16 protein-coding genes are annotated in these 18,619 nt (G+C 54.4%); 7 read left to right on the top strand and 9 right to left on the bottom strand.

The genetic code is table 11. From position 1 onward, the window contains the following. Nucleotide 1: 1 nt before the first annotated feature. On the bottom strand, nt 2–2,689 hold the full coding sequence (locus O5O45_RS26210) for a site-2 protease family protein (protein ID WP_305902259.1): 2,688 nt from the start codon (nt 2,687–2,689) through the stop codon (nt 2–4). Nucleotides 2,690–3,008: 319 nt separating this feature from the next. Here O5O45_RS26210 and O5O45_RS26205 point away from each other — a divergent pair, with 319 nt between their 5' ends. Further along, a complete protein-coding gene (locus O5O45_RS26205) occupies nt 3,009–3,500 on the top strand; it encodes a DUF2505 domain-containing protein (RefSeq protein ID WP_305902258.1) in 492 nt (163 codons plus the stop codon). 90 nt (nt 3,501–3,590) lie between these two features. Here the strand turns inward: O5O45_RS26205 and bfr are convergent, their stop codons facing one another. From bfr to O5O45_RS26180, 5 genes are all read right to left on the bottom strand, one after another. After that, nucleotides 3,591–4,070 (bottom strand): bacterioferritin, encoded by a 480-nt coding sequence (bfr, locus tag O5O45_RS26200; protein ID WP_011400513.1) that lies wholly within the window; start codon nt 4,068–4,070, stop codon nt 3,591–3,593. 112 nt (nt 4,071–4,182) lie between these two features. Then, the gene (locus O5O45_RS26195) at nt 4,183–4,413 is read right to left on the bottom strand and encodes a (2Fe-2S)-binding protein (protein ID WP_241566926.1); all 231 of its coding nucleotides are present in this window, start codon (nt 4,411–4,413) and stop codon (nt 4,183–4,185) included. A gap of 142 nt (nt 4,414–4,555) precedes the next feature. Continuing rightward, the gene (locus tag O5O45_RS26190) at nt 4,556–5,146 is read right to left on the bottom strand and encodes a hypothetical protein (protein ID WP_305902257.1); all 591 of its coding nucleotides are present in this window, start codon (nt 5,144–5,146) and stop codon (nt 4,556–4,558) included. Then, a complete protein-coding gene (locus O5O45_RS26185; RefSeq protein ID WP_305902256.1) occupies nt 5,143–6,390 on the bottom strand; it encodes a peptidylprolyl isomerase in 1,248 nt (415 codons plus the stop codon). The genes O5O45_RS26190 and O5O45_RS26185 overlap by 4 nt, the downstream gene beginning before the upstream one ends. A 2-nt stretch (nt 6,391–6,392) precedes the next feature. Further along, nucleotides 6,393–7,415, bottom strand: coding sequence for a phospholipase C/P1 nuclease family protein (locus tag O5O45_RS26180; RefSeq protein WP_305902255.1), 1,023 nt, complete (start codon nt 7,413–7,415; stop codon nt 6,393–6,395). 609 nt (nt 7,416–8,024) lie between these two features. On the opposite strand from O5O45_RS26180, the gene ilvG reads away from it, so the two are divergent. Both ilvG and O5O45_RS26170 read left to right on the top strand, forming a co-directional pair. Then, complete coding sequence (ilvG, locus tag O5O45_RS26175; protein WP_305902254.1) at nt 8,025–9,734, top strand: acetolactate synthase 2 catalytic subunit; 1,710 nt, start codon at nt 8,025–8,027, stop codon at nt 9,732–9,734. Beyond that, complete coding sequence (locus tag O5O45_RS26170; protein ID WP_305902253.1) at nt 9,731–10,012, top strand: ACT domain-containing protein; 282 nt, start codon at nt 9,731–9,733, stop codon at nt 10,010–10,012. Before ilvG ends, O5O45_RS26170 begins: the two co-directional genes overlap by 4 nt. Before the next feature lie 77 nt (nt 10,013–10,089). Here O5O45_RS26170 and O5O45_RS26165 read toward each other — a convergent pair whose 3' ends face one another. Next, nucleotides 10,090–11,202 (bottom strand): esterase/lipase family protein, encoded by a 1,113-nt coding sequence (locus O5O45_RS26165; protein WP_305902252.1) that lies wholly within the window; start codon nt 11,200–11,202, stop codon nt 10,090–10,092. Nucleotides 11,203–11,483: 281 nt separating this feature from the next. On the opposite strand from O5O45_RS26165, the gene O5O45_RS26160 reads away from it, so the two are divergent. Then, nucleotides 11,484–12,551 carry a hypothetical protein gene (locus O5O45_RS26160; protein WP_305902251.1) on the top strand — a complete coding sequence of 356 codons (1,068 nt, stop codon included), beginning with the start codon at nt 11,484–11,486 and terminating at the stop codon, nt 12,549–12,551. Between the two features lie 3 nt (nt 12,552–12,554). On the opposite strand, the gene O5O45_RS26155 is transcribed toward O5O45_RS26160, so the two are convergent. Together O5O45_RS26155 and O5O45_RS26150 are read right to left on the bottom strand one after the other, a co-directional pair. Continuing rightward, nucleotides 12,555–14,369, bottom strand: coding sequence for a protein kinase domain-containing protein (locus tag O5O45_RS26155; RefSeq protein WP_305902250.1), 1,815 nt, complete (start codon nt 14,367–14,369; stop codon nt 12,555–12,557). Between the two features lie 56 nt (nt 14,370–14,425). Beyond that, entirely contained in the window at nt 14,426–15,283 is an 858-nt protein-coding gene (locus tag O5O45_RS26150) for a PP2C family protein-serine/threonine phosphatase (RefSeq protein ID WP_305902249.1), read from the bottom strand. Between the two features lie 179 nt (nt 15,284–15,462). Between O5O45_RS26150 and O5O45_RS26145 the strand changes: the two genes are divergently transcribed. The 3 genes from O5O45_RS26145 (at nt 15,463) to O5O45_RS26135 (ending at nt 18,604) form a co-directional block, all read left to right on the top strand. Then, nucleotides 15,463–16,356 carry an FHA domain-containing protein gene (locus O5O45_RS26145; RefSeq protein WP_305902248.1) on the top strand — a complete coding sequence of 298 codons (894 nt, stop codon included), beginning with the start codon at nt 15,463–15,465 and terminating at the stop codon, nt 16,354–16,356. A gap of 104 nt (nt 16,357–16,460) precedes the next feature. After that, on the top strand, nt 16,461–17,936 hold the full coding sequence (locus O5O45_RS26140) for a Wadjet anti-phage system protein JetA family protein (RefSeq protein ID WP_305902247.1): 1,476 nt from the start codon (nt 16,461–16,463) through the stop codon (nt 17,934–17,936). Next, complete coding sequence (locus tag O5O45_RS26135; RefSeq protein WP_305902246.1) at nt 17,933–18,604, top strand: DUF4194 domain-containing protein; 672 nt, start codon at nt 17,933–17,935, stop codon at nt 18,602–18,604. Before O5O45_RS26140 ends, O5O45_RS26135 begins: the two co-directional genes overlap by 4 nt. The last annotated feature ends 15 nt before the right edge of the window (nt 18,605–18,619 follow it).

Raw genomic sequence — 18,619 nt, 5'->3', positions numbered from 1 at the left:
ATCAGGTTTCCGATGCGTTTTTCACACCAAAACTGGTTAGCCCCGCCTCCGCCAGTTTGCGGCGGTAACGACTGCTTTTGGGAATAAAGTGAAGCTGTTCGCGCAACGAATCGATATAGGCGTCCGGAGCCAGATCCAGCGTGTTTTCCGCAATTTGCTCTATCCAGATGCGGGTGCCGGCGGCTTGCCAGGGATCATGGGCGCTTTGCACGATATGCAGCAGTTCCAGTGCGGGCAGTAATGAAACGTCGCCCAAACCGGCGTCAGTCATGTCCACTAACAACGATCGCAGTGTAATCTCCGCGTCTATATAGCGTTCTTTGCTGTAGTAGGCCCAGGCCAGACGCAGATTAAGGTTGTAGCTGATTCCATCGGTATACCCGGTAAAGGCATTAGGACCGTACAAAAGAGACTCCAGCCGCTTGATGGCGGCGTCGTACAAGCCTTCATTCAAATAGAACTCCAGCAACCGTAATTCCACCGTGCGCTTGAAATCCACGGACTTGGAAGCCTTGATACCCTGAATATAGGCGCGCTCCGCCTCCACCACCCGATGCAGTTCCGAAAGCGCATTTCCCTTCAGCATGTATAGTTGCGCCACTCGCTGCTCGTTACGACGGATATCGCTGTTGGCGAAGGCGCCGTCTATGTTCTTCAGAGCCGATGTGTAGTCGGATTGGAATAAATAACACTCCACCAGCAGCTCATAAATATCCGGCAACAGTTCACCATTCTGAATGCGCTCTTTTTGGTATAAACGCAGCGCTTCCTGCAGGTAGGCGATGGACACGGACTCTTTATCATTGGTGTTCATGAACAAGGCTTGCGCCAATTGATAAAGAACTTTTATTTTCTCTTCCGGGCTGATGCCGTTTCTTTCAGTCTCTTTTAGCGCCAAGTCATAATATTTCTCGGCCATGGCGTCATCGCCGGAATAGAAGTAGTAGTCCCCTGCGGCAATCAGCAGACTCAGGCGTTCTCTGGGGTTTTTGGCGTTAGCGATCTGTCCGTCCCAGTTCATGCCTTTTTCAGGCAGCCAGGGGGCGATCAGATCCTTCAGATAATCGCCGTACTGGGGAGACTGCATCAGCGCCGCCGGGGCCCCAACTACCAGCGTCAGATATAGGGTTAAACCGAACAGGATTTCCCATGCTAAAGGCGGCTTTTCCTTCAGGCGCAGCATTAATCCATTGACCTGCTGATAAGCGATTGCGCCGCTCCAGGGTAGCTTGAGCTCTTTTACACCCTCATAAACAGCCGCTAATTGCGAAGACAGGTCGTGTTGCGACAGCTCAGGATATTTTCGACGGATATGGGAAAACAGTCTGGCTTGACGCCACTGATTCGGCAGCAAATACACCCAGAACAGCGCCACCAGTCCAAGCACTACCTCTTGGGACCACCAAGAAAACGCAGCGAACGCCAAAATACTGAGGCAAAAGAAAATAAACTGGGCCATCGGCCAACGCCGGAAAAACAGAAGATTCCAAAGCTGTCCTCCATCCAACGGCTGAACCGGAGCCAAGTTGAAGTAGTTCAGGACGATCAGCATGAACACCGCTCGTGTCATCCAGTCAGGAGCATCAATCGGCAAATAGAAACAAAGCGCGATACCGAGTATCAGCCCTGGCGCCGGTCCCATCAGGTCAACAATCACTTTCTGCCATGCCGGCACTTGATCCTTGTCGCCCCGCGCAGCAGCCCCTAAAAAGGGAATGAACAGAATCTGTAAATCGCGGAACCCACAGACTTTCATCGCAAGCAGATGTCCCAACTCATGCAAAAAAAGGACAGCGACCAAGATCAGTAATATAGGGGCATCCATTCTGAAGCCAAAGCTCAGCATAAAGGCGCCTAAAGAAAACAGTAACAGTAGCGCCTTCCCTATCCAGCCTGTCGACTCCTGTCCTGTCAGGCTTGAATCGATTCGCATATGAGAGGCAACCTGATAATCCAATGAAGGCGTGTGCCTGGGCGCACTCTGCATGGATTTTTGTAGGCGCTCCGCCCCAGCTTTAGCTATTTTTTGGCTGCGCAAGGCGCCCGCGAGCGTATACTGTACGCATTGTGTATTTGGGGCAGCGAGCTTTAGGACCTTCTGCGCCAGCAGCTCCTGTATGTAGGCCTTATAAAAAGCGACGCCTGTATCTACGACACACTGTGGCGTCTTTTCCAGCCGCTCAACACTGCTCTGTTCAAGACGGTGCAGGTGCGCACGCCAATGTTGAGATAGCTCGACGACATAAGGATCTTCAATGTGATAACCAGTGACATCAGCCAGAAGGCAATGCTTGCCGCCGTTCATCGTTTCAAGGATTTCGCCATCGCGGAGGTAAGTGATAAAAGTCGCTTGCACCTCGCGACCGACACTCAGATCAGATTGAAGGGACAAGAGAGCGTAGGTCCGCTCACCAGGGTGATACATCACACAGGCATATATACCCACCTCGTCTTTGCTGAACCCTTCGCTATAGCGTAACCAACAAAATTTCGCGAAGCCAAATTCAGACAGCTCTTCGATATTGGGAATCAAAACACGTCGATAGGCTTGTCCCACTTCCTCTTCATTAACGACTCCGCCGGATACCTCCAGTTTCCCCCTGAGTTGCAGAATCCGCCAAGTAACTGCCCCTCGAGCAAAAACCTGGATGCATATAAGAAATAACAGGAAACCAAACAGATAGGACATTTACCGCAACCGCTACAAAAACTACCCGTACGCTCTTAAGTCGGAAGGTATCGCCAGCAACGCGGGAACAGCCGCGTCTGGCCGATTAAAAATCGCGCAATTATACCCAAATTGGCCGCTATTACACTTAAATTCCGTCAATCCGCGGACAAATGTCCAATTTGAGACCCAGGCTACATTCAGCGCCACCGGTTATTGCCAGCTTTTCCGCCATGCTGCTATGGTTTCCGGGCCTTGTCGCGCTTGGCTGCGCGGCTGACGCGATTAACAATAAAGACAAGACCGACCTTCATAATCATAATCACAACAGGAGCTAGGGATGATCGTAAAAGGGCAGCAGCATTTCCCTTACACAGCAGCCACCGTTTTCAGCGCTTTTGGCGCTCCCCACCATATCGAAGAAAAGCAGCGCTTTCTCGGTTCCCGCAACATAGATATTCGCCAGTGCGAACAGACTGACTCCGCACTGGACTTGAAGATAATTCGAGAAGTGCCCGCAGAGGCCCCGGCGATGTTGAGAAAATTCATCTCCGAATGGAACCGGGTGACTCAAGAAGAGCACTGGCGTGAGAATGCCGGCGAATACCGTGCGCAGGTGAAGGTGGATATCCAGGGCGTCCCGGTTGCCATCAACGGCGAAATGCGTTTGTACTCAGAAGGGGAAGGCAGTGTCCATGAGGTCACACTGAACTTCGAGTGTCGCGTGCCGCTGGTGGGCAAAAAACTGGCGGAGTTTGTCGCCGCAAAATCTCAGGAAACCATGCAGAACGAATTCGCTTTTGTAGCGGATTATCTGCGGGCTAACCTCTAACAGGTTGAAAAGGGGTGAGAAACAGGGAGGTTTCAGGCAGCCGGCCAACCCAAGGGCGGCCGGCGCCGGAGCGATGTAAAAGAGGGTCTGTCAGGAATCCGCGTCGGACATCTGCTTCTGCAGGTAGTTTTCCATGCCCACACGCTCCATCAGATCCAGCTGAGTCTCCAGCCAATCAACGTGCTCTTCTTCCGATTCCAAAATGTTTTCCAGAACCTCGCGACTGATGTAATCGCGCACTTGCTCACAATAGGCGATCGCTTCACGCAAGTCTGGTATGGCTTTCAGTTCCAGCTTGAGGTCGCATTCCAGCATTTCTTTCGGAGTTTCGCCGATCATCAGCTTGCCCAGTTTTTGCAGATTGGGAATGCCGTCCAGAAACAGAATCCGCTCGATCAATTGATCGGCATGCTTCATTTCATCAATGGATTCTTCATATTCTTTCTTGCCCAGAGCCGTCAGGCCCCAGTTTTTATACATGCGCGCATGCAGAAAATACTGATTAATCGCAATCAGTTCATTAGCCAAAATCTGGTTAAGGTGTTCGATAACCTTCTTATCGCCCTTCATCACAGCGCTCCCGTCAGAATGATTCTCAATTGCAATAACCCCATAAAAACAAGGGGTTACCAACTCAACCCTTAAGGTTAGTTGTAACGGGAAGGAAAGTACAATCGAATTTTCAGGCGGCGGTCAGGGTAGGAATATCAGCTGCGTAAGCCAGTTGCTCCGCCATAGAGAGATCGTATTGAGATTTAGCCTCGTCAAATACTTCACGAGCGGCTTCCACACAGCGGGCGCAGTCTTTCGCCAATCCCAACGAACGCACGACATCGCGCAGATGTTGAGCGCCTTTCGCGACTTCTTCGCGAATGGAGTGATCGGTAATTCCGTTGCAAAGACATACGTACATGAAAATCTCTCTCATTTATTAGCAGTCTGTGAAGAAAGTTAATGCTAATGAGAATGATTGTCAATAATGTTTTTAGTAGTTTCTTTGCCGGACTGTAACCAAAATTTCCTGAGCTATGCCGCAGTAAAATCGTTATGAAAAATTATTCCTGATTAATCATATGGATAGCGTCCAATAGCGCGTCACGCTTGGCTTCCGCCTCTTGTAACAGTTCGGGGGAGACGCCGCGGGCGCGGCCTTCGGCGATCAAGCTCTCCAATTCATCCGCCTTGTCCCTGGCGGCGGAGCGAAAATTGTTGAGCACCTTTTTATGCTGCTGCGCTTCCATTCGGGCATAAGCTTCGTGGTCCGCCAGGATTTCCGCATCCGGCGTTTTTTCCGACGCGCGTCTGGTGATGGGGGGAGCGCGTCGATCGCCATTTTCAACAGAGGCGGAAAAGGACGCCAACGCCTCAATGTCGGTAGGCAACTCTGGGTATGCCTCTTCTTGGTCTAGCGGCGTGGGGGCCTCTTCCTGAGTGACGGCTTGCTTTAGCGAGTCTGCAGGCGTCGCAGGTGCAGGCATATACGTTGGGGGAAGCTCGGCGGGCGGAGCCGCGGTATGACTCGGAGCAGGCGGTACCGCTTTCTTTGCCGCGTCAGTGGCGATGAAAAAGAAAGATCCCGTCGCAACACAGGCGGCGCAGAAGGCCGCCGACACGATCCAGCCACGTCGCCGCGACTTCCGGTTCATACCTTATTTTGCAAACTGGCCTGACGACGCAGATGGTTGATCAGCTCACTATAGGCCGCCACCGCCTGCTGAATCGCCAACACATCGGTGGCAAGATAACGCACCGTCTCACTGTCGGCGGGATAATAGTCGTACTCGCGCCCGCTCACTTGCAGAATCACCCAATCGCCTGCCGGAGATCGAATGACTTCGCTGACGTCTCCCGGCGGGGTGGCGAACGCCAGCGACGCAAGCCAGTCCGTAGGTTTGACGGCATCCTTACGCAGCCAGCCTTCCGCGTCTAACGGCAAGTCAACGGGACGATAAGGCGTTTTGAGATCCGCCCAGGACGCACTTTCCACTAACTGTTGGCGAGCGAGTCGCGCTGCGGCTTCATCACCATATATCGCGCCGCGCACCTTGACCCTCGCCAGGAAGCGAAAGTCTTCCTGATGTTGCTGATAGTAACTTTTAATCTGCGCCGCGCTAACCTGCTCTCTGAATTTGATCAGTCCGGGGTTATCGCCATGATTGCGTTTGATCACGCCCAATGCGTTGAGGATCTTGGGGTAGAAGTAATGCGCCTCGATTGTCCGTTGCAGGTCGTCGATAGCGTCCTGCTCAACACCGCCTTGGTGACTTAGCCACCATAAGCGCAGTTGATGTTGTTTCCAGGACAGCATCTCCATGCCCAGCGCTTTGACGTCGCCTTCCATCAGCGCTTTTTTACCCTGAACGGACTGCCCTTCGTACACTTCCAGTAGGGTCAGCGTCACTTCTTGCTGATCAGGGAAAGCCATTCGCGCCAACACCAGAGACGCCGCCTTGCTGCGCTGCTCCGGCATCAACTGATAACCCAGAATCGACTTCGCGGCGATGGCCGTCAGCGCTTCCCTCGCCTCCACGCCGGGTTTGGAATACTCTTGCATCAACTCCGAAGCAGGCCACTGGGGATATAGCTTGGCCAGCGTTCGATCCAACTGGCGGCGGATATGCCACCCATAGGAATAGCCAATTTCAGCCCCCCGCCATTGCTCCTCAGGAAGCTCTCCCTGCGCCCAACGGTACATCAACAAGGCGTCGATTAACTCGTCGGCAAAGGTCTTGCGATCCAATTTGCGAAGTTGGCTCGCCTGTTGGTGCAGCGCATCAAAGGCTTCACGCGACAGGCTGGTGTCATCGACCGTTAAGTATGCTGCGGCGGAGGCCCCGCCTGCGCACAGCAGGCAAAAGGCCAACGTCAGGACCTGGAATGTCCCGCGCATGATCAGAACCGGTTCATGGCGTGATTGAGAATGTGAACCGTCATGGCGATAGCATGAGGCACCACAATTTTCGCCACAGCCAGCCGGTCCACATGCTCCGTGGAAGACAACACCACGCCGCCCATGGAATAGGAAATTTCACCGCCCTTGGTCAACAAGGGACGAATTTCCGCAGAATTGGCGCTTAATGTGGGGAAGTCCGCCAGAGCCTGTTCCACTAATGCGTCATCGTTCAGATTCTCCGAATCGTAGTAATCACGCACCCAGGCCTCCCAGCCGGAATGGTTCAATGCGGAGGTGGTCCAGGTATGGTGAGGCTGCAATAAGTCCGTGGTGTGGAGGGTGAAACCCAATGTCTGAATCGTTGGTTGCGCCCAGAATGCGCTGTACCAGTATTGCCCCAGATTATCGATGGGCTGAAAGGGGATATTCTCAAAATCCTTGTACATGCTGTAGGTGGAGTAACTGCCCTGACGATAATTGGCCTCAGTGACCTGATAGCTCTTGTATTCAGAGTCATCCGCTCCGAACCATCCAGTCTGACCGCCCGCGCCGTCGTCCAAGTGATCGCCCTTGAGCCAGGACGCCGCCATGTTGTCGATGTCCCCTTTTACGCTCAGTTTGGAATAGTCATAGCCCCCGATGTCGTTGCCATGCGCGTCTGCGCCACGAGTGTGGTTCTGGAAGTGCCAGTAAGAAGTGTAGTTGACGATGCTGGAGCCCAGACCCCACACCGGCGCCAGCACGCAATCGCCGGTCACCGCACCGCACAGAAAGGTGTCTTCGAAATCATCCACATCGTAGGCGCCTTGACCAATCATATCCGCCATCTGGTTCACGCTGATTCCCGCCGCAGCGGCCACCGCTTCCAATTTAGCGTAGTTGGTGATGTCAGGGTGCGTCCGCATGAACTCGACAGCGTCGATAACGAAGCGCTTGTGGGTTTCCTGTTTGAAAGCCAGAGCAGGTTGAGCCCCGAGGGAAGCAAGGATAACGCCGGCCAAAATCAGTTTTTTATTTCCCATGAACAGTCATCTCCTTATTTTTTATCGTGTTTGTTTAAGGAAACTCTAACTACTGCGTGTTACAGAAAGGTTGTAACGAAAAAGATGAGAGCGCCTTTTCGTAATCGCCCGTCATTCCTGGATTAAGGGACCGACCCGCTTAACCAGGACGTTTTCTGCGGCATTCTCTGAACGCCGTTAGGAGAATAAAATATGATCAGGGTTACAATCACCCAAACAGGTGAACGTGACAGAAAATACGTATCGAAAAACCTAAGCCGCGCCAGTAACTGACTGGGTTCGTTAAGGGTTGAAAAGGGGGCGAAAAAAATAACTTGCAAAAAGGGGGTTGCCTTCTGAAAAGGCAGCGTCTATATTTTTCAGACCTGATTTACAGGTCAAAATGCATTCAAGATTTCTGACAACAGTCGAATTTATCAAACACATGAAGCAAGCCCTGATTCTAATCGTCAACCTAATTGTCGTCGCGGTGGTCGTCGTACCTTCGCGGGGGTTGGCGTTTACGAGTCGGAACTAGCAAAGTAAGACTTCGAAAAACCCCCGCTTCGCAAGAACCGGGGGTTTTTTTATGACCCCCGCAGCAAGCGGCCACTGACGGGAACAGAGGATATGAACGGCGCACAATGTATTATCGAGAAGCTGACGCAGCACTCCGTTGACACCATTTTCGGGTATCCAGGAGGCTGCATCATGCCCCTGTATGACGCGCTCCTCGACGCCAATGTCAAACATGTCCTCTGCCGCCACGAACAAGCCGCCGCCCTCGCCGCTGACGGCTACGCCCGCGCCTCGGGGCGTCTCGGCGTATGCCTGGCCACTTCCGGTCCTGGCGCAACCAATCTGATCACTGGCGTGGCCAACGCTTACATGGATTCCATTCCCATGCTGGTGATCACCGGGCAAGTGCCGCGCGCCCTGATCGGCACAGACGCGTTTCAGGAAAGCGATATTCTGGGAATGACCTTAGGCGTAGTGAAGCATTCATATTTGGTGGAAGACGCCAACGACCTGCCGCGCATCATGGACGAGGCCGTTGCGCTGGCCATGTCCGGCCGTCCTGGTCCGGTATGGCTGGATATCCCCAAAGACGTGTTGCTGGAAGAACTTAACGCAACGCCTGCCTCGGAATCCCCTGCTACAGAGAGCAGCGGAGGCGACGAGACAAATTGGGACAATCCGTTGGGGCAGGCCCGCAAGATGATCAAAGCCGCAAAACGTCCGCTGATCTATAGCGGCGGCGGAGTCATGCTCGCAAAAGCGGTAACCAGTTATCGCCATTTCGCGGACGCCACCGGCATTCCACAAGTGGTGACGTTGAAAGGTATCGGTAATCCCGGTAAACGCCATCCACTCAATCTGGGCATGCTGGGTATGCACGGCTCCCGCGCCGCTAATGAGGCGGTAGAGCAATGCGACTTGCTAATTGTTATCGGCGCGCGTTTTGACGATCGCGCCACAGGAAAACCCGGCGCTTTCGCTCCCAACGCGCGCATTATTCACATTGACTGCGACCATAGCGAAATCGGCAAAATCAAACGCGCCGACTGTGTGCTGTTGGGCGATATGCGCGAGATTCTGCACGCCTTGCGTCAGCCTTTGGAGATTCCAGAATGGCGCGACCAATGTATGGCGAGCAAGACCCGTAACGGGTTCGCCGCCACCTCAAACGAAGACGATCCGGCGTCGATTCAAGGCCCTGATTTCATCGCCACCATGGACAAAGTAACGCCGCCTGAAGCCATCATAAGCTGCGATGTAGGGCAACATCAGATGTGGGTGGCGCAGTATTTTGACTTCAATCACCCACGTCAGCATCTGTCCAGCGGCGGCCTCGGAACCATGGGATACGGCCTGCCCGCTGCAATGGGAGCACAGTTCGCTAAACCTGGCGCGCCGGTCATCAACGTGTCTGGCGACGGCTCTTTCATGATGAATATGCAGGAACTGGCGACTATTCAGCGTTATGGCCTGCCGATTAAGCTCATCATTCTGGACAACCAGCGCCTGGGTATGGTGCGTCAGCAACAGGAGCTGTTCTACGCCGGCCGCTACAGCGAGGTGGACCTCTCTGATAACCCGGACTTCAGCGCCATCGCCAAAGCCTTTGGCATCCCCGCCATGACCATCAGCAAGCGCTGCCAGATGCGTCGCAGTATCGAAACGCTGCTCGCCTACCCTGGACCAATGTTGCTGCACGTACACATTGAAGAAGAAACCAACGTATGGCCAATCGTTAAACCCGGAGAAGCGAACGCCAATATGCTGGAGAACACTCCGGCGCCCACTATCGCCAATCAGCAAAAAGGAAGAGCCGCATGACCTCCCCACGACATCCGCAAACTATTTTTGAATGCCAAATATCCAGTCAGCCTGGCGCTCTCGAACGCGTTATGCGAGTGGTGCGCGTACGTGGATTTCAGGTGGAGGATCTGCGTCTGCAGCGATTGGCGGATGTCTACGAGGCGCAACTGATCGTTTCCGGCTCGCGTCCGCCGGAAACGCTACTGCGACAGTTGCAAAAGCTATTGGATGTGAAAATGCTGAAAGCGCTCAACCAACCTACTCAGACCTCAACGCCTGAGTTGGCTTGCGCCTAAGCCATCCCGGCAGGCGATGGGAGGAGTTTCCCGCTCCCCCATCGCCGCGGCGTCCCGCCGCTCCTTCCCTTATGAGCTTAATGCCCGCGATCAGCGATATAGTCCGTGATCGCCGCGTAGAACTCCATTTCATCAAAGGTGTCAGGGCCAACGCCAATGACGTCGATATGATCCTGATTCAGCACGTAAGACAGAGACGTAGATTGCATTTCACTGGGTCGGTTCAGGTCGCTGACATAGCCAAACGCCGGCTGCGCGTAGATGGAATCAAGCGATCCCCAACGCTCGTAATATTGCAACCGCTCCCCTTGTTGCTGGGAGTTGATGCCAACCAGACCATCGTCGTCCCGTTGATTGGCGTTGCCGTCCCCCTGCCCTGCGGCGCCGTCGTTATTACAATCATCCAGGCAGTAGCCATTGCCGTCGATATTGAACAGGCCTTCCGACACCAGCCATAACGCCGGGTTCACGTTGAGTCCGCTTTGCGCCGTCATTACCGACGCCGCATGTTCGATATAGGCGCCGCTGGCGGGGTAGTTCTGGTTGAACGCCTTCATCCCAGTGATGACGCCGTCCGCTTCATAATCGTCATATACCAGTTGTTTGGCGGCCGCCACCGCGTCGTTCCCCGCAGCGTAAACGACATTACCGTAGAAGTTGGCCAGCACTTCCACAATGGAGTCGCGGAAATTATCGAGTACGAATTTAGCGACGGGAGAGCCCCTGTGTGGAGAGGAGATGCTGACGTGCGTCTTCACCACCCGATAGCCTTTACGCTCATACAGCACACGCGCCGCTTTACGGCTGTCTACTCCACCTTGGGAGTGAGACACCAGATTGACGTAACGATTACCACTGGTGGCCAGATAGCTTTCAATATTATCCGCGAGCTGCTTGCCGCGCACTTCTGAGCTTTGGAAAGGCTGTACGGCGGAAACGTAACTTTGTTGATTGTCGTTGATGTCGCCGTTGCAGGCGATTTCGAGGAATTTATCGCAGGGATCGAGCACGTACGTGCCAAAGTCGTCACCCCAGTAATCCAGCCCCAGGATATTGTTGAACCCGGCCATGCCGTGAGCGAAGACAATGGGGTACTTGGTTTTATCTGCGTCCCGAGCCTGAGCGGCCGGCGCGCAGACCAACGAAGCGCAGACAAGCGCCGCCGGAACGGCCTTGAGCATTGGTTTCATGTTTTCAGTCCTCATTTTGTTTTTGTTGTAACGAGGTAATACGACTCTTTTGATCGTAATTCGGGTTTTTATTTTTGTTCTACGCCGGCGCCGATACAGGTTACGTGAAGGAACTCCGCTCAGCGACCTATGAGTAAACCATAATATGAAGCGCAGTTCAGATGTACCATCCCCCGAATGTGTGATGGCGCCGACAAATTTTCCTATTAAAACTTAACCCGCAGATGTTGCGGCGCCGCCAGGCTTGCATTCGTTCCGAGTAAACAATAAAAATTCCAGGCATGACAAAAATAACAAACGCTACTTCACGTCGAAGCGCCGTCTTAATAACAGGCGGACTTGCTTTAACCCTGATCGCCGTCGCCATGTTTTGGCCTGAGCGGGGTTCCAATGACGCCGCGGCGACACAACAGACAGCGTCAGCGCCAACGTCAGCTTTGACTGCATCAGCGCCGCAATCCAGGCCTTCTGTTCAGACCGCGACGCCCGCCCAAGACGTCCTCGCCCAACGCAATCTGGAAGAAGAGGAACTGATCGGATATTTACAACGCGCCTTCGGGGCGCATATCCAGCATCCCAAGGTTCAGGTCCAGGTGCTGGAAAAGCTGATGCGTTTCGTACAAAACCGCTACCCGGATAACTGGCGAGAGCAACTGGCCATTCTGGTCAGCGCCGCCTTTCCTGAAATCCAGGATACGTTGATGCAAACCTTCGCCGCTCTGGAGACTTACACAGAATGGATGAACACCGAACGTTACGCCTTGATGTCCCTGAGCGATACGGAAAAGCGCACTCGCCTCTGGCAAAAACGTGAGGCGCTGTTTGGCGAGCAAGCCTACGAGATTTGGAAAGATCAGTGGCAAGCCGAACAGTTTCAAGATCATCTAGCCGACCTGGAGCAGTCTTCCGCTCCCGTAGAAGAGAAAATTACCCAATATAAACAACAAATTCTGGCCAGTTTCCCTGAAAAAGCCGAACACCTCATCGCCAATAAGAAGCAGGAGTTGACCGACCGTTTTCTGAGTCTACCTTCCGTGCAGGAACAGTTGCGAACCCTACCCCCGGAACAACGCTATTCGCAGCTCCGCCATTTACGTAAAGAACTGGGCATGGACGATGCGGCCCTGACCCGCTGGGAAAATCTGGATAGGGCCCGGGACGAACGGCGGGCGAACGGCGACGCCTATATGGCGCAGAGGCAGGCCTTGTCGGGCGATGGCGCGCAGGATGCGACGCGTATTCAGGCGTTGCAACGTAAGTATTTCGGCAACGAAGCGGATATCATCGCCGCTGAAGAAGCCAGCGGCTACTTTCGTTTTGAAAGCTCACAACAATATGGAATCAATTAAGGGTCACCAATCGATCTGATTGGTCTTGCGCCCTACTTCCTTGGCTTTTTCCGACCACTCAATCCAGGCGTCGGACTCCTGCACCTGTTGCAGATAAGGATCAAGATATGGCTTGAGGTAACGATATCCGTGCCCCCAAAAGTACTCCTCCGCCGCGACGCCAATCACCAGCATGAAGAAAATCACTCTTCCCCAGCGAATCGGCGGACGATAGCGACGTTCTTTCTTGGCGACCTGAGACACATGCTTCTTGATCGCCTCCGTCTGCTTGGCCGCCGTTTGCGCACGCAGACTTTTCAACACCCCGCGAATATCCGCCATGGCCACTTCCAGTGAGGGGTAGCGTTTATCCGGACGCGTTTCCAGCAGGCGATTAATCAATTCCTGAAGCCGGTTATGAAGTTCGGTAAATCTCTTGCTGCGCACCAGACGCTGTCCGCGAATCACCGGCGGCTGCCCGGTCAGCGCGTGGTAGCAGATAGCGCCCAGCGCGAACATGTCGCCGAGAATGCCCTGGGCGTCGGCATTTTCATACCAGTTCGGCTCGTCTGAATCGGTATAGTGAGCGCGTAAGCCAAAATCCGTGAGCTTGATGACGCCATCTTCATCCAATAACAGATTACTGGGACGCAAATTGCCGTGCACAATTCGATTGCGGTGAGCGAACGCCAGCCCCTCTGCGATTTGCTCCGCCCACTCCACCACTTTCACCGGCGGCAGCGGAGCCAGCATTTGTTCCGCCATGGAGCCGCCGGGGAGATACTCCGTCACAATAACGAAGCCTTTATCCACTTTCGACACCGCAAGAATCTTACAGATATTGGGGTGACTGAGCCGCGCCAGCAGCTTGTGCTCCTTGATTCCTGGCGCATCCGCCGGCAGCTTCTTCATGATCAGCAGCTTCTGCTTGCCCAGGTCCTCATATAAATAGACGGAGCTGTGGCGATCTTCCTTTAATACGTCCAACAAGGAAAACTTGGACTCTATCGCCTCGCTGTTGGAAAGCGCCCGCTCCTTCTGGGCCTTGCTGAGATGGCCGCCTTGCAGAATATGCAGCAGCCCGTTTTTCACCTCGTCCGCTGAAGCGGGCCGTTCCGATGGATCTTTTTCCAGGCAGCGCATGATCAGCGAGTTCAAGGCCGGCGCCATGTCCGGTTCAAATTTGCGCGGCGGCGGGATATCTCCTTGCGGGCACACTCCGGTAAACAACTCGTACATGAGAATGCCCAGCGCGTAGATATCGCTCTGCACCGAGGCGGCGTCCGCCGACTTGTGCTGTTCCGGCGCCATATAGGCGGATGTGCCCATAATGTTGCTGGTCTGGGTATGCAGGGTTTTCTGCTTGCTGGACGAATCGTAGAAATGCGCGATGCCGAAATCCAGCACCCGCGCCTGCCAATCATTATCGATGAGGATATTGGAGGGCTTGATATCGCGGTGGATCACGCCATTTTTATGCGCATAGGCCAACGCCTTGCACAACTGCACCAACACATCCATTTTGCGGGAAAAGTCGAGTTTGCCACGGTTGATAGCGTCCTCAAGGGTCATGCCTTCCACATATTCCATGACGAAATAAGGGCGTCCCTTACCGGTAACGCCCTTATCGATCACATGGATAATATGAGGGTGATTCAGTTGCGCGATGATGAGAGATTCTTTTTCGAAGCGCTCCAGAATCTCGGGGTGACCTTTCAGGTTGGCGGACAGTATTTTTATGGCGACAGGACGTTGCAGCGATTCCTGCATGGCTTTGTAAACAGTCGCCATGCCGCCCTCGCCCAGCTTGCTGAGAACTTTGTATCCCTGCCACGCCATGTAGTTATCTTTTCCGAATCAGATGCATTAGTCCGTCGCCGGATTTCCCCATGGCGTTAAAGAGCGAACGCCAACGCCAAAAACAGCACTGCGGCCAGTATGCCGCCTAAAGCCATGTAACGCCAAGGTCGTCCCGAAGCGGATTCCAATGCGCTCGGCTCGGCGAAAGGCGGCATGGGCCGGGTTTTTTCACCGGACAAGTCGCGTTTGGGAGGGGCGTTGCTGTGCGGCGCGCCTTCTTTATCAGTCACTATCAGCACAGTAACATTGTCATCGGCGCCATTGGTGAGGGCGATTTCCACCAGCTCATCCGCTTTACTCTGCGAATTGCCGCGGCGCGCCAACACTTCCTGTATCCGCTCCTCGGTTACAACGCCATGCAGACCATCACTGCACATCAGCCACACATCTCCCGCCTGCCGGGGCACGCGATAGGCGTCCACATGCAGTCCGTTCTCACCCGCGGCGCCCACCGCCTGGGTGAGAACATGGCGAATGCGCGCCGCTTCTTCTTCCGATAGCCCGGTGCTGCGTTGTGCGACAGAGTGGTCCTCCGTCATTTGCATGATGAGATCGTCCCGCAACAGATACACGCGACTGTCGCCCACCCAGGCTACTTCCATTTCATCGGGATGCGCATGCAACGCCGCAATGGTGGACGCCGCGTAACCGCGTTCGCCACTGATGTCGTCGCCTAACAAGGATTGATGAGCGAGCAGAATGGCCTGCTCCAATGGATGTCCGGCGTGCACTGCTCTCTGCATGGACTGGCATACGCTCGCGCTGGCGACTTCCCCACTGTCGCCCCCTCCAACGCCGTCGGCGACGGCATAGAGACTTGTCGATTCGTCTACTAATCCATTATCCTGATTTTGCTGCCGCCGGCCGGTATGAGTTGCGAAACCTACTTGCATTAAAAGATTTCCAAGTCCCTGATTCATGGGGATTAAAAAAGTATATTTCTTTAGTATAGATGGGTTTTCAGTTTAGTTTCCTTGACTATACTCTAAAGTGTTAAAGCGCCTTCTGACCGGCAGAACCTTAATTCAGTAGTCATTTCCACAAGTGTGAGCTTAACGAGGCCCCTAGCAGCATGCTGAAACTGCAATTCACCGATGGAAGCCGGGAGAGCATCTGGCTGGTAGAACCGCGCCTGAAAATAGGTAAGCATTCTTCCAACAACCTGGTTCTCAACCAGCCGGACATCCAGGACTTTCATGCCGAGATCCGTTTGCAGGAGGAACAGCTGTATCTGCTGAACCTCAGCCCCGACTATGTCGTGGGCGTGAACGGAAAAAAGGTGCAAAAAGCCGTAAAAATCAACGAAAACGATACCATCCAACTGGGAAAAGCCCGCTTTAAAGTGGTGCATCCCGGAGCCGAGCATAAACCGAAACACGAAGCGCCGCAAAGCATCGCCCATAATGAATGGGGCCTGCATACCAACGCCAGTTGGGCCAAGCAGTCGTTTTACCCGATTGAAGATACAGTCATCATCGGTCGCGACGAACAGTGTGACATCACCGTGCCGGTATCTCATTTGTCGCGCCAGCACGCCCAGCTGACTGTGGCGGGAAATTATATGTTGGTCAAGGACTTAGGTTCTACCAACGGTACTTACCTGAATGGCGAGCGCATTACCCAGGGGCGCGCCAAACGAGGCGATCGCCTGCGTTTTGACGTCGTTACCTTTACCGTAACCGGACCCGAGGATGATGGCGATCGCACCATCGTGCGTCCAGACGCTGTCGCGCAAGCGCCCTCTCCCGCGCCAACCGGTGAAGAGACCATCGCCAATAATCCGCCGCCACGCCCAATGCGCCCCGCTGCGCCCCCCAAAGCCGCCAGAAAGCCAGCGCAAGAAAAACCCGCTCCCGCCCACGAAATGGCGGTTAAGGCGGAATCCAAAGGCGGCTATCTGCTTTACACCGTGATCGGCTTCGCCGTGGTGTTCGGCGCTTTGTCAGCCTTCTTCCTGCTCCGGTAAGGATACCGGTCGGGGCGCCACAGTTACATTTTGCTCATGGGATTTCCTCCACCTTGCCTCTATAATAGGCGGTCGCCCCAGAACAACCTGCACAGCCGTTACTGATGTCTAATCCAGACCGTTTTCAGCAGTTTTTTTCCACAGACTGCCCGCAATTCTTTCGTCCGCTGACCAGCAAATACCGCGAAATGATCGTGGAGTGCCTGCGTTTGCTGTATCAGCGTTTTTACAGCAGCATGGCGGACTACGGGCACGCCCTGAAGCGTGAGCAGATGGTGGAGATCTTTCAAACCGCCCTGACCCGCGCACCGGAGCTGGAAACCGATGAGGACAGCGAGACCGAAGGGCGTTTCCGTACGGATCGCGACAAGGCCCTGTGGATTCTCAATACGCTGATTGACTACGGCTGGCTGGAAGTACAGGTTGACGAGGTCACGCTACAGTCCAGTTACCACTTCAGCCGTAAAGGACGTTTGTTCACCCAGCCCTTTGTAGAGCTCAGCGGCGCCTCCGTGCGCACCCGTCACCGCAACACCCGCAATACCCGTAATGCGCTGCGGGCGTTTATTGAAGCCGGCGAAGTCCACGACCTGCTGGACGCCTATGAATACTCCGAGCGCATCATCAGCGACTTCACCGATATCATCACCGAACTGGAAGACCGTAAGCGCCAGCTGGTGAAAGAAATTGAAATCACCGCGCTGATCAAACGGGCCAGCGATGAATTCTTCGACTTCATGGACAAACGCTTTCAGCCGGATTTGTCTGTGCGTCTGTCGGCGGACTCTGTGGAAAAACACCGGGACGAGATCATGTCCCAGGTGCGCCAGATTCGCAGGCTCCCCAAAGAAGCCAAGGTTCGTGCGGAAAGCGAGCTGCGCCGACTGCTGCCGGACCGCGTGGTGGAGGGACAATCCCTGCTCTGGCTGCTGTTGGACAACATAGAAATCCGTCTCACCAACGCCTGCGACATCATGTTGCCGGCGTTGCGCAGCGCGCTGCGTAACTTCACCCGTCGCGCGGACATCATTATTCGTCAAATGAGCTATCTGGCCAGCCAGCGCCATAATGACATGGTGCAGATTTGCCAGGAGCTGACCGAGCTGCCTGCGGAAGAGCAACAGGCGCGCCTGGAGCGCGCAGGGGCCCTGATGGCCAATCTCAATGTGGGTCTTATCGACCCCAAACAGATCAGTCTGCGCGAAGGCCGTCGGAAAATCACCGTGGACAGCCGGGTGCTTAACGATGAGCCGCTGGACCAGGGCGCCCGTAAAGAGTTGTTCATACAACACGCGCTGGATCAGGCTTTCGTCATCAATGACGACCGCACTCGTCAATATCTGATTCAGGCCCTGCGCGGCGGCCAGCGCATCCAAACCAAACATCTGCCCATCAACGCCGCTCCCGACCTGTTGGCGGCGATGCATGCCGTGGAGCTGGGCTCCGTGTCAGGACTCTCCAGCGAATACGAGTTCGTGGTTGAGCCGACGGGCGATCTGGTCAGCAATGAATATTTACTCCAGGCGGATGATTTCATCATCGAAGTACGACCGAAAAAAGCGATGCAAGACACCTTATGATTCTGAGTCAATGCCTTGAAAATGAACTGTCCTCTGAAGGGCTTCAGTTAACGGACTTCAGCGAGCTGGTGCTGCGTCTGCTGGATTACAGCATCATCTGCCGCGATGAAAGCCTGATCGAACAAGCTTTGTATGATCGTTACCTGCGCATCGACAAGCTGGTGGACGATTATTTATCCGTTCTCGGCGTGCGTCTGCTGCACGACCGCCAGTTTCAATATATCCGCGCATATCCGCCGGGTGCTGAAGCCCCGGGTCTTGATGACGAGGTGGATCAGCCGTTCAACACCGGCCTGCGCGCGCGCCTGAATCAGCAGGAAATCGCCTTGATTCTGGTGCTACGCAGCCAGTACGACAAGGCCCTGCGAGAGGGCCAGGTGGATGACCAGGGCGGCGTCACCCTCAGCTTCGAAGCGCTGTCTATCGCTATGAAAAATCTGCTGCAACGCTCCCTGCCGGAGAACCTGACGGAACGCCGCCAGCTTCTCAAACGTCTGCGTCAGTTGCGTCTGTTGCAATTCAGCCAGGAAGACACCCTGGAAAGCGGCGAAAGCTGGGTCCGCATCCGCCCCCAAATCGTCAACTTCGTCAGTGATGAAGCGCTGTCCGCGTTGCGCGGAGAAGAGGCGGAGCAGGAAGACGCAGCGGCGTCCCCGGAAGAAAGCTAACAGGCGGAAGTTAGC

The organism is Hahella sp. HNIBRBA332 (genome assembly GCF_030719035.1).
Taxonomy (GTDB): Bacteria; Pseudomonadota; Gammaproteobacteria; order Pseudomonadales; family Oleiphilaceae; genus Hahella.
Note: the sequence above shows the minus strand (reverse complement) of the source record. Positions and strands in the feature narration are given on the sequence as shown.

Coding starts and splice junctions, on each gene's coding strand:
- O5O45_RS26210 (WP_305902259.1), bottom strand. CDS start 2,689: ATGTCCTATCTGTTTGGTTTCCTGTTATTTCTTATATGCATCCAGGTT.
- O5O45_RS26205 (WP_305902258.1), top strand. CDS start 3,009: ATGATCGTAAAAGGGCAGCAGCATTTCCCTTACACAGCAGCCACCGTT.
- bfr (WP_011400513.1), bottom strand. CDS start 4,070: ATGAAGGGCGATAAGAAGGTTATCGAACACCTTAACCAGATTTTGGCT.
- O5O45_RS26195 (WP_241566926.1), bottom strand. CDS start 4,413: ATGTACGTATGTCTTTGCAACGGAATTACCGATCACTCCATTCGCGAA.
- O5O45_RS26190 (WP_305902257.1), bottom strand. CDS start 5,146: ATGAACCGGAAGTCGCGGCGACGTGGCTGGATCGTGTCGGCGGCCTTC.
- O5O45_RS26185 (WP_305902256.1), bottom strand. CDS start 6,390: ATGCGCGGGACATTCCAGGTCCTGACGTTGGCCTTTTGCCTGCTGTGC.
- O5O45_RS26180 (WP_305902255.1), bottom strand. CDS start 7,415: ATGGGAAATAAAAAACTGATTTTGGCCGGCGTTATCCTTGCTTCCCTC.
- ilvG (WP_305902254.1), top strand. CDS start 8,025: ATGAACGGCGCACAATGTATTATCGAGAAGCTGACGCAGCACTCCGTT.
- O5O45_RS26170 (WP_305902253.1), top strand. CDS start 9,731: ATGACCTCCCCACGACATCCGCAAACTATTTTTGAATGCCAAATATCC.
- O5O45_RS26165 (WP_305902252.1), bottom strand. CDS start 11,202: ATGAAACCAATGCTCAAGGCCGTTCCGGCGGCGCTTGTCTGCGCTTCG.
- O5O45_RS26160 (WP_305902251.1), top strand. CDS start 11,484: ATGACAAAAATAACAAACGCTACTTCACGTCGAAGCGCCGTCTTAATA.
- O5O45_RS26155 (WP_305902250.1), bottom strand. CDS start 14,369: ATGGCGTGGCAGGGATACAAAGTTCTCAGCAAGCTGGGCGAGGGCGGC.
- O5O45_RS26150 (WP_305902249.1), bottom strand. CDS start 15,283: ATGCAAGTAGGTTTCGCAACTCATACCGGCCGGCGGCAGCAAAATCAG.
- O5O45_RS26145 (WP_305902248.1), top strand. CDS start 15,463: ATGCTGAAACTGCAATTCACCGATGGAAGCCGGGAGAGCATCTGGCTG.
- O5O45_RS26140 (WP_305902247.1), top strand. CDS start 16,461: ATGTCTAATCCAGACCGTTTTCAGCAGTTTTTTTCCACAGACTGCCCG.
- O5O45_RS26135 (WP_305902246.1), top strand. CDS start 17,933: ATGATTCTGAGTCAATGCCTTGAAAATGAACTGTCCTCTGAAGGGCTT.